At 33.5% G+C, this 9,547-nt stretch carries 12 protein-coding genes and 1 other RNA gene; 5 read left to right on the forward strand and 8 right to left on the reverse strand.

Annotated elements, in window-relative coordinates; translation table 11 throughout:
* Positions 1–521: 521 nt before the first annotated feature.
* A complete protein-coding gene (locus tag C6H17_RS10270) occupies positions 522–890 on the reverse strand; it encodes a hypothetical protein (RefSeq protein ID WP_005220013.1) in 369 nt (122 codons plus the stop codon).
* A 44-nt stretch (positions 891–934) separates the two neighbouring features.
* A complete protein-coding gene (locus C6H17_RS13570; protein ID WP_080663006.1) occupies positions 935–1,111 on the reverse strand; it encodes a helix-turn-helix domain-containing protein in 177 nt (58 codons plus the stop codon).
* A gap of 416 nt (positions 1,112–1,527) precedes the next feature.
* Between C6H17_RS13570 and C6H17_RS10280 the strand changes: the two genes are divergently transcribed.
* Positions 1,528–1,839 (forward strand): outer membrane beta-barrel protein, encoded by a 312-nt coding sequence (locus tag C6H17_RS10280; RefSeq protein ID WP_020995799.1) that lies wholly within the window; start codon positions 1,528–1,530, stop codon positions 1,837–1,839.
* A 324-nt stretch (positions 1,840–2,163) separates the two neighbouring features.
* Here C6H17_RS10280 and C6H17_RS10285 read toward each other — a convergent pair whose 3' ends face one another.
* The gene (locus tag C6H17_RS10285) at positions 2,164–3,030 is read right to left on the reverse strand and encodes an FkbM family methyltransferase (RefSeq protein WP_020995800.1); all 867 of its coding nucleotides are present in this window, start codon (positions 3,028–3,030) and stop codon (positions 2,164–2,166) included.
* Positions 3,031–3,287: 257 nt separating this feature from the next.
* On the opposite strand from C6H17_RS10285, the gene C6H17_RS10290 reads away from it, so the two are divergent.
* Positions 3,288–3,917, forward strand: a complete 630-nt coding sequence (locus C6H17_RS10290) for an outer membrane beta-barrel protein (protein ID WP_005220010.1) — start codon at positions 3,288–3,290, stop codon at positions 3,915–3,917.
* A gap of 154 nt (positions 3,918–4,071) precedes the next feature.
* Here the strand turns inward: C6H17_RS10290 and rimP are convergent, their stop codons facing one another.
* From rimP to C6H17_RS10310, 4 genes are all read right to left on the reverse strand, one after another.
* Complete coding sequence (gene rimP / locus C6H17_RS10295; RefSeq protein WP_005220009.1) at positions 4,072–4,575, reverse strand: ribosome maturation factor RimP; 504 nt, start codon at positions 4,573–4,575, stop codon at positions 4,072–4,074.
* A gap of 4 nt (positions 4,576–4,579) precedes the next feature.
* A complete protein-coding gene (gene rbfA, locus C6H17_RS10300) occupies positions 4,580–4,951 on the reverse strand; it encodes a 30S ribosome-binding factor RbfA (protein WP_004084965.1) in 372 nt (123 codons plus the stop codon).
* Positions 4,952–5,012: 61 nt separating this feature from the next.
* A complete protein-coding gene (locus C6H17_RS10305) occupies positions 5,013–5,573 on the reverse strand; it encodes a hypothetical protein (protein ID WP_005220008.1) in 561 nt (186 codons plus the stop codon).
* 91 nt (positions 5,574–5,664) lie between these two features.
* A complete protein-coding gene (locus C6H17_RS10310; protein WP_005220007.1) occupies positions 5,665–6,183 on the reverse strand; it encodes a MarR family winged helix-turn-helix transcriptional regulator in 519 nt (172 codons plus the stop codon).
* A gap of 77 nt (positions 6,184–6,260) precedes the next feature.
* Here C6H17_RS10310 and rnpB point away from each other — a divergent pair.
* Positions 6,261–6,579, forward strand: an RNA gene (gene rnpB, locus C6H17_RS10315) — RNase P RNA component class A.
* 117 nt (positions 6,580–6,696) lie between these two features.
* Here the strand turns inward: rnpB and C6H17_RS10320 are convergent.
* Positions 6,697–7,071, reverse strand: coding sequence for a hypothetical protein (locus C6H17_RS10320; RefSeq protein WP_020995802.1), 375 nt, complete (start codon positions 7,069–7,071; stop codon positions 6,697–6,699).
* A 144-nt stretch (positions 7,072–7,215) separates the two neighbouring features.
* Between C6H17_RS10320 and ispG the strand changes: the two genes are divergently transcribed.
* Both ispG and C6H17_RS10330 read left to right on the forward strand, forming a co-directional pair.
* Positions 7,216–8,301: a flavodoxin-dependent (E)-4-hydroxy-3-methylbut-2-enyl-diphosphate synthase gene (gene ispG, locus C6H17_RS10325; RefSeq protein WP_005220005.1), complete on the forward strand. Its 1,086-nt coding sequence runs from the start codon at positions 7,216–7,218 to the stop codon at positions 8,299–8,301.
* 19 nt (positions 8,302–8,320) lie between these two features.
* Entirely contained in the window at positions 8,321–8,989 is a 669-nt protein-coding gene (locus C6H17_RS10330) for a YggS family pyridoxal phosphate-dependent enzyme (protein ID WP_005220004.1), read from the forward strand.
* The last annotated feature ends 558 nt before the right edge of the window (positions 8,990–9,547 follow it).

The following is a 9,547-nucleotide window of genomic DNA, read 5'->3' on the forward strand; positions in this document are numbered from 1 at the left end:
TTATATGTATTAAATCCTACTACTGATAATGATACATTAAGGTTTTAAATATGTATGTGTTATGTGTTTGCAAAGGCTTACATGTGCTTATGTAATGTATATGTTAGCATGCAATACTTAAAGATTAACACATACAAAGGCTTAAATATATTTATATGCTTTTATGCTCGGCTCTTAGTGTGGCATACAATGCTAACTAAGCAAGGCATTAATATACATGCAAAGGCTTATAAAGTGATTGCAATGCAATACTTGCTTTATATGTTACTTTTTATGTTATGTGTTATGCTTTGCTAACCTCAACATTAAGCAAATATATTACATGATGAGGTTATAAGCTTGTTATGCTCGGATCTTAGTATGCAATGCAAAGCAAAACATAACACACTTGCAAACAATACAAAACTATAAATCTACACACAATAACACAAAGCAAAACATTAAAGCAAGGTAATATAAAACAATGCAAAGGCTTATAAAGCAATATAAACAAGGCTTTAAATCTTTATATATTCTAGTTTTCATTTGCTTACAATCTCTACTTCAATATGTTTAACAAATTCTTTATTATTGTTAATGTTATTATTATCTTTGTTAATGTTTATTTGTTGTGCGAATGCAGGGGGTTTTGGTATAACTTGCAAGGTATCGTTAATATCTTTTATAGCACTTGTGATATTTTTTAAATCTTTTGTATTTGTGATTCCATTGTCTAGCAAATCATTACTTATTTTTAAAACCTTGTCGCTTAAATTTTGAAATATATATGCAAAATAAGGGTTTTTTTGCTTTACTATCTCTATAACTTCTTTAACAATCAAAGTATTTATATTTTTGCATTCTGTTAAATCGTTATTTTGTGTATTTTGCAAGTGTTCGTTAATTTGCAAACCTCGTTCGTTAATTATTTTTTCAAGCGTTGAAAAGCCGCTATTTAGGGCATTTGTAGCATGTTGTGCCTGTTGTTAATTCTTATATTATTTTCTTTAATATACTTGCTTAATGTGCTTTTTGAAATGTTATATTCTTTAGCTAATTTTGATATTGAATAATACCCTGTTTGATACTTTGGAATGATTTCTTTATATGGTATGCTTATTTTTCTACTCATTTTTATGATTACCTTTATATTTGATATTTTGGAATGTTTAATTTTAATTTGTATCAAATCTTTAATTAATTTGTAATTTTGTATTGCTTGGTTTGTAACACTTTGTAAAGTGAAAATGTAATATATAATCACTAGATAAAAATCATATAAAAAAAGGATTAGATTTTAAGTTATAATGTAAGGGTATTTTAAAAAGATAGGAAAGAAACAAAACTTTAAAACCTTATTCATACACCATAATCAAAACTGAAATCTTTAGAATATATGTTGTTTTACTTGTGATTTTATGTAGTAATGCAAAAAGGATGCACAAAAAGTAAAAGGGCTTTTTTGCTTAGTGTTTAGAGTGTCGGTATTTTGGGTGTTTGAAGCTTGAAAAGTGTTATATCTGTAATTAAACATTGAGTGCCGATGCAATGGTGAATTTCCTAAATACAGATAGCTTTACACTTGGTGCGTATGTAGGCTTTGGGCTTGGCTATGGTATCACTGGTATTACGGATCAAAAAGCAGCGATTGATATGTTTCTTGGCGATATGAACTACAATGGATTCAATATCCCTATCAATGTAGGTATCGCAGCGACTTTTGCAGGTTCTCATAAAGTAGAAATCAGTGCAAAAATCCAAGCCCTATCAGCTGGATATAGCTCAAAGACTAAGAATGATAAAAGCGAAATGCTAATAAATACACATGTGATTAATGTAGGTTATTCTTACATTTTCTAATGTTTTATAGGACATAACCTTTACTTGTTCTGCCCTATTTTGTTCCAACATATTTGTTCAGTCTTACAACCTTACACTATTAAAATTCTATTCCCACTTTTAAAGTGGGAATCTTTTGTATTCTAAACTTGCTTTTTTATATTAATTTAGAATTTAGATTCCAATAAAATACAGGTTATTGCAGCTTTAGAATCTAAAATGTTGTTATCTTATGTGTTAAGAAACAAAACACTTTGTTCGATATAACAATTGCTTGATACTTTACTTCAACGAATATATATAAAACTACAACAAGTTCCACAATAACAACTTACACTATCTCAGCTACTTAAAGTTAAGGGCATGATTCCCTAAGTATTCCTTTGTGGGATGACCGCTTCTAAAGATCATTAATCGCATGGGATTATAAAGCTCTTTTGGGCTTTGCAAGGCAAAGAGATTAGAATCTGCCAAGTCATTTCGCACAAAAAAAGCATTGATACCATTTAAGTTTGTAGCAACTAACTTATAACCTTTTTTCTCTCCAAGATCTGCTAAAGCCTGCAGAGACGCCCCCTGTCTATCCGTGCCATCCCATACATGCTCTTTGTTGTAGGGCATAATCCAGCGAGCTGGTGGTGGGAACTTCGCATTATATTCCACGACAATTACACGCGGATGAATACACTCAATTGCCTCAAAGATATAATAATCATTTCCATCAATATCAATCGACAATAAATCAATCTCATCAATCTTTGCAGCACCATTCTCTTGCATAAGATCATTAATGTTTTCACGCGTGATAAAGGCATTCACAACCTTTAGTCGCCCCTCACTTATTGGACTAGCAAACTTCTCTTGAATCTGTGCTACATATTCACTGCTGCCCTCCATAAAGACGCCATTCCACCCTTGCAGAAGCAAAAAATGCGTATTACTCTCTAGCCCATCTTGCACGCCAAACTCCACAAAGAAGCGATTTGTCGTGCCTATACGATTAAATATCTCTTGTATGATTCCATCTTCATCATTTTGACTATATGCTTTATATCCAAAATGCTCAAGTCGTCTAGGATCGCTGTATTTTTTCGTTGATAATAATTGTGTTTGCAGGATTTCAGCTTGTAATGTATGAATACTGGAAGAATGCCACATTTGTGCAGTCATATATCCCTTTATTCGTCTTTTAAAAGTAGTGCTTAGAAACATGAGATTCCTTAAATGTTAGAATATAGCCTTTACATAAGCAAACGCAACTATACAAAAAAAAAAAAACGATTCAAGGGTTTTTGATGTTTTCTTATATTACATGAAATTTATCTCGCAAACATACAGAGTGGTTTGAGTTGTGATAATATGAAATGCAATTACATTTTTCTCTCTTTACATAATGTTTTATTTACCCTTGATTTGTTTTTTTTTTTTTGTAGAATGCCAAACTCATTACAAATTTTTAAGGAGAAATCATGGGATTTGAAAAGAGTATCAAAGCCATCATTTTAACACTAGTGCTTATTGCCTATGCGTCATATGCTGAAGAGACTACAGAAGAAAAAAATGGTGCGTTTATTGGTTTGCAGTTAGGAAGCTCCATGATACAAGCAAAAAAGAAAACTTTTTTAGCCGATAGAACTGATGAGTACGCATGGGAAAATAGCCATATTGCTTATGGATTACTTAGTGGATATCAACATTGGTTTAACAATAAAGTTGGTATGCGCGGATATGCTATGTTTAGTGGCTATAATTTCTATGTGTTGCAATTTGGCGTTGGTGTTGATGTAACATATAGTGCTGTAAAAGTGGGATGTGGAAAATTTGGTATTGTTGCTGGTTTGCAAGCAGGCGGTGTATATTCCTATGATTCATGGTATTGGTCAGGTAGTTTTAAGCATAATAATCCATTTGCACTTGATTTAGCTGTGAATGCTGGTATGCGTTATTCAGGGAGCAAGCATACAATGGAATTAATAGTAAAGATACCTTTTATAGGAGTTCATTCGGAGGCATACACTATGGATATATCTTCTGAAAAACATGAAGATTATTTAAAAGAAGTATATTCGCTTGTTTGGCGTTATATGTATACTTTCTAAATCCATTAACATATCATCACATTGCTATCTATATTTTGTAAATTAATAGTTTTGTTTCGCACAAAAGTTTTCCCAAACTATAATATTTAAATGGCAAAAGCCATTAAAGAAGCAAATAGCAAACACTCTTAATACAAAGAATACCGTTTGTATGCTACAAGCTATAACTATCCCAATCAAAAATAGTCTTTACCTTTTTGGTTTCATTAAGTTTTATTATATGTGTTTTAACTTCTTGTGAAGATTCTTTTAAATTATTTTGCTTTTTCTTTGTTGGTTTTAGAATCTCTTTTATAGTTATTTCATCTGTATTGTAAGATTCTAAAATGCCATTTATAATCGTTTTATTAGACATAGTTACTGCGACTTTCTGCCCTATGCTGCATAAAAAGTGCTTTGGTTTTTTTAGATTTCTCTCAACACCGGGCGAACTCACCTCTAGATGATATGCCTCCAAATCGCTTAATTCTACATCTAAAAGTGGTGCAATAAGCGTGCTGATATTCTCACAATCATCAAGACTAATACCCTCTTTCTTAAAGATTGAAATGCGTAAAATCATGCTTTCATTCTCTTTTAATAACTCAATATCATAGAGTTCCAAGCCTTTTTGTGTGATTAAAGATTCAATCTTATCATGCAAATCTTGTGTTATCATTGCTTTATTCCTTATTTTCGTTATTGCTTGATTTGGCATTAATTTGTGCAAAAATTTTATCAAGATTATTTTGTATTTGCAAACTTTCATCAAATACTAAGGTAATCTTTGGGGCGGTATGCCATGAAGTTGCACTCAAAATATATTCTTGTATGATGGGACGAGCTTTTTTGAAAGCTTGTAAAATCTTATTTTGCATAGCTTTATCTATGCTGCTTGATTCTATAAATACTTTGGCATCATGTTTGCCTTTTGAGCATTGCACTTTTGTAACTTCTAGTGTGTTAAGCAGACTATCGCCCAAACTTCCTAACGCTTCATTAACTATCTCTTGCAGGAAAGCTTCCCTGCGTTCCTGTAAAATCTTGTTTTGCATGTCTTCTCTCTTAATTTAGATTTTATTGTTTTAGATTCTATATGCTTATGCCCGTCCGTATTTAGCGTGAATAATAGAATCTATAACCAACTAAAACTTTTGTTGTCCCTTGTGTTGTGAGTGTTTGATTTGCCACAACCTTATCTATAAACATTGCCCCGCCTCCAAACTCAAAGAAAAATGTATGCCCATTCTTTGTGATAAACTCATGTCCTATACCAGCACTCACTTCCCCATAATATGGTGAAGTCCCAAACGAGTTATATTTGCCGCCGGTTAGCCCAAAGCCACCACTAAGAAACAAATATGGGCGAAAATAGCTTATCCCAATAGCTGTAGCCACAGAACTCCCTGTAAGATAGCTTAGAGTCATTTTATCGCTAAATAGCAAAGTAGCAGTGTCATATTGTGTGCTAGCTAACTTCATACCAAAGCTTTCCGCACCGATAAAATTTCTCCACTCTACAACCCCACTTTTTATAATCGGCATTCCAAACTCAATCCCAACTCCCATACTCGCACCCACTCTTGCATGAACGCCGATAAGATAATCGCTATCTTGTGAAAACTCTTTTGCCACACAGCAACCAAATAGACATAATATACCCATAAACTTCCGCATACAATCCCCTTACTTCACAAGTTTATAACATTGCTATTGTTAGCAAGATTCCATAAACATTAATGCTTTTGTAGAAAAATGCTATTTGCTTTTACACGCAACTTGCGTGCGATGTCTTTTGTGTATTTTTACAATAATTAATAATTTTTTCTAAACTCTCATGAAATTGCTTTATCTCACAAGCACTCATAGCACTCTCTGGTTTTTGTGCGATACTCTCAAAATACTGACACACTTCTATGAAAAATTGTTCTCCGCTTTGTGTCAAACGAACGACATGAATGCGTTGGTCTTTAATAGATTTTGTCTTAATCGCATATTTTTTCGCACATAAAGATTCTACACAGCGACTAACCGTGCCTCTATCTTTTTGCATAATCTTTGCGAGTTGATTAATATTTAACTCTTTTGCAAGTGATAGGGCATGTAAAACAGCAATTTGTTCAAATCCAATATGAAAAGTTTTCAAATGACTTATAGCAAACTGCTTCATTTTGCGTGCTGCTAACATAAGATGTGGGACAACATGCTCTTTTTGAAAAAGCTCAATTTTCTCAAGGACTTCTGCATGTAACTCATCCTCCAATTTATCGTCAATGCCATATGTCATAATGCCCTCACCCTTTATAAAATGTATTTTGCATTCAAAATAATAACAGATTTTTTAATTTTTTGGTATTATTTCACGCGGTGTAGCAAGTAATTGCTTGAAAAAGAGGAAAGTCCGAGCTACAAGAGATAGGATTCCATTTAACAAATGGCTAGGGTAACCTAAGGGAAAGTGCAACAGAAATATACCGCCATGTTTCACATGGTAAGGGTGAAAAGGCAGGGTAAGAGCCTACCGATTTCTTGGCAACAAGAAATGCCATGCAAACCCAATCCGTAGCAAGAATAGCAGGTTAATATCTCTGTCTTTAAGCTATTCGCTTGAATAATATTGCGAAATATTATCTAGATAAATAATTACTTAATACAGAACTCGGCTTATAGCTACACCAAATCTTCATAATAATTACACATAAAAATTCACAGAATATTACTCTATCTAATAATATTCTAACTTTACCCTTAACTAAAATTTTAGGCATACAATATAATGTTAGCCCTACTTGCAATCCACCTACTTACCATTTTTTTCAATAAGATTTAATATGTCTTGCTTTATATCTGGATTTGTTTGATATTTTTGCACCATCTCTTCTAGAATCTCAAATAGCGTTTCCATTTCATTTGGATTTGTTTTTCTGTATTCTAGAATCATTTTTGCCATTGCGACACTACTATCAATCTTATCACCCATATCTTTTTTATCTTGGATCTTATCTGCCTCCTTTTTAACCTTAAGGCTAAATTTTATAAGCTTTGCAAACTTTAGTGGTGATGATAAGATTCTGCCAAGCATATTATTACCAAGCACCTTTATAATCGCTACTATACTGACAATCTTTCCTGCCATCTCTTCATCTCCCATATTCCCTAGTGTTTCTAAATCCATTTGCATTCCCCATTGTGATTTTTACTTTCAAAGCAAAATAGATTCCATAAAAAATAATCTGTCATTATGTGGTAATAGAAAAATCAATTAAAATATGTTAGAATCTTGGGCTATTAGATTCTAAAACTCACACAAAGGATTACAATGCAAAGCGATAAAATAAAGCCTCGCTATCCCACAAAGCAAATTTATGTCGGTAATGTAGCAATAGGTGGTGATGCCCCAATTAGCGTGCAAAGCATGACTTTTAGCAAAACCCATAATATCGAAGAGACAAAAGCACAACTTGATAGATTGCAACTAGCGGGAGCTGACATTGTGCGTTTAGCAGTGCTAACAGAAGAGGACGCACACGCACTAAAAACGCTAAAGAGCATGACAAGTTTGCCCCTTATCGCAGATATACATTTTAAATACAAACTTGCATTAATCGCTGCTGAATCGGTCGATTGCATACGCATTAATCCGGGCAATATCGGCTCAAAAGAAAAGATAAAAGAAGTGGTAAAAGCATGTAATGTGCGAAACATTCCTATACGAATTGGCGTAAATGGCGGCAGCTTAGAAAAAGAATTTGAGCAAAAATATGGACCAACACCAAAGGGCATGGTAGAATCTGCCCTTTATAATATCAAGCTTTTAGAAGACTTTGGCTTTACAAATATTAAAGTATCCTTAAAAGCAAGTGACGCACCACGCACAATAGAAGCCTATGAGCTTTTGCGTCCATTAGTGCCTTATCCATTCCACTTAGGCGTTACAGAAGCAGGCACGCTGTATCATTCTATGATTAAAAGCTCCATTGCATTAGGGAATCTTCTCATGCAAGGAATCGGCGATACTATGCGTTGCTCTATCACAGGCGAGTTAGAAGAAGAGATAAAGCTTGCAAAAAGCATTTTACGCTATTCAGGCAGACAAAAAGAGGGCATTACCATTGTATCATGTCCTACATGTGGGCGGATACAGGCGGATTTAGTCAGTGCTATTAAGAAGGTAGAGACAAGACTAGCACATATTAAAACGCCCTTGCAAGTAAGCGTTATGGGCTGTGCGGTCAATGCGCTTGGCGAGGCAAAACACGCAGATATTGCCATAGCCTTTGGCAATAAAATAGGGCATATTATAAAAGGTGGCAAAGTCTTAGCAAAGATGAGTGAAGATAGCATTGTAGATAGATTTGTAGAAGAAGTGGAGATTCTAGCAGCAGAGAGAGAAAAAGAAGCCTAATAATATAAAAGGGAAAAATATGATTTGTGAGAATCTAGCAAAAACTTTAGAATCTATTGAGAAAATAAAAGAGCGTTATAATAGAAAAGATTCTATAAAGCTTATTGCTGTGAGTAAATATAGTGATATAGATGAGATACAACAGGCTTTTTCATGCGGGCAAATCGCCTTTGGGGAGAATAAAGTCCAAGATTTAATGGCAAAAAGCAGATCCCTATCTACACACAACATAGAGTGGCATTTCATCGGCACTCTGCAGGAAAATAAGATTAATATGCTAATACAAATTAAACCCGCATTGCTTCACTCCCTGCATTCTCTAAAACTTGCCCATGCTTTGCAAAAACGGCTTATGCGAGAAGATTATAAGATGAAAGCTCTATTACAAGTCAATAGTGCGAATGAAGATTCTAAAAGTGGCTTTTCTTTAGAATCTGCTTTTTCTAGCTACCTTGAGATTCTAGAGACATGTCCTAATATAGAGCTTAATGGGCTTATGTGTATGGGTGCAAATAGTGATGATAAAGCCTTGATTGAAAAAGGCTTTTTGCAAACACAGAATCTTTATGAGCGACTAAAACCCTATAATGCAAACATTCTTTCAATGGGTATGAGCAGTGATTATGAAATCGCCATTGCATGTGGGAGCAACCATCTTCGCATTGGGAGTAGTATTTTTAGGGGTTAGATTCTGCAATCCTTAAAGAAAGCCGGTAGAGTTGAAGTAATGATAGATTCTAATGGACTTGTGGTTAAAAAGGTAGAGTATGATTTTCTGTAAAAACCTCTTCTGTTATAATGTGTTTTGTAGTATTTGGGGACTAAAAAATTTGGCAGTATTAATACAAAATCTACAAAAATACAAGTTAGGGATACATCATCGTGATATTAAAAATACTACAGTAAAAACAATTGCACTTAAAGCCAATTCTTTTTTATTAAGAAAACTAAAAGGAGAGATAATTCTTAAATAATATAGAATCTCTTAAAAATACCCCTCGCTTTGAAGCAGAGATAGAGTCAACACCACCCCCAAACCCCCCCTACCAATCAAAAACAAAAAACTACAACCAACCAAACATACATATAAAAAAAATATTAAAATATGAAATTGCTAAGTGTAACTTAATTTATAAATACAATTGAGTAAGTGTTGTTATCAAAGCACAAATAAGTATATAAATAGCAAAAAATGAAATCACAAACTAAACAAAAAACAAAAAACAACAAAAAACAAAAAAAAAAA

The organism is Helicobacter rappini (genome assembly GCF_900198625.1).
Lineage (GTDB): Bacteria > Campylobacterota > Campylobacteria > Campylobacterales > Helicobacteraceae > Helicobacter_A > Helicobacter_A rappini.

What these genes read in the sequence shown, in the direction of transcription:
- C6H17_RS13570 (WP_080663006.1), bottom strand. Translation starts at nt 1,111, where the DNA reads ATGAGTAGAAAAATAAGCATACCATATAAAGAAATCATTCCAAAGTAT.
- C6H17_RS10320 (WP_020995802.1), bottom strand. Translation starts at nt 7,071, where the DNA reads ATGGATTTAGAAACACTAGGGAATATGGGAGATGAAGAGATGGCAGGA.
- C6H17_RS10290 (WP_005220010.1), top strand. Translation starts at nt 3,288, where the DNA reads ATGGGATTTGAAAAGAGTATCAAAGCCATCATTTTAACACTAGTGCTT.
- rimP (WP_005220009.1), bottom strand. Translation starts at nt 4,575, where the DNA reads ATGATAACACAAGATTTGCATGATAAGATTGAATCTTTAATCACACAA.
- ispG (WP_005220005.1), top strand. Translation starts at nt 7,216, where the DNA reads ATGCAAAGCGATAAAATAAAGCCTCGCTATCCCACAAAGCAAATTTAT.
- rbfA (WP_004084965.1), bottom strand. Translation starts at nt 4,951, where the DNA reads ATGCAAAACAAGATTTTACAGGAACGCAGGGAAGCTTTCCTGCAAGAG.
- C6H17_RS10330 (WP_005220004.1), top strand. Translation starts at nt 8,321, where the DNA reads ATGATTTGTGAGAATCTAGCAAAAACTTTAGAATCTATTGAGAAAATA.
- C6H17_RS10280 (WP_020995799.1), top strand. Translation starts at nt 1,528, where the DNA reads ATGGTGAATTTCCTAAATACAGATAGCTTTACACTTGGTGCGTATGTA.
- C6H17_RS10285 (WP_020995800.1), bottom strand. Translation starts at nt 3,030, where the DNA reads ATGTTTCTAAGCACTACTTTTAAAAGACGAATAAAGGGATATATGACT.
- C6H17_RS10310 (WP_005220007.1), bottom strand. Translation starts at nt 6,183, where the DNA reads ATGACATATGGCATTGACGATAAATTGGAGGATGAGTTACATGCAGAA.
- C6H17_RS10305 (WP_005220008.1), bottom strand. Translation starts at nt 5,573, where the DNA reads ATGCGGAAGTTTATGGGTATATTATGTCTATTTGGTTGCTGTGTGGCA.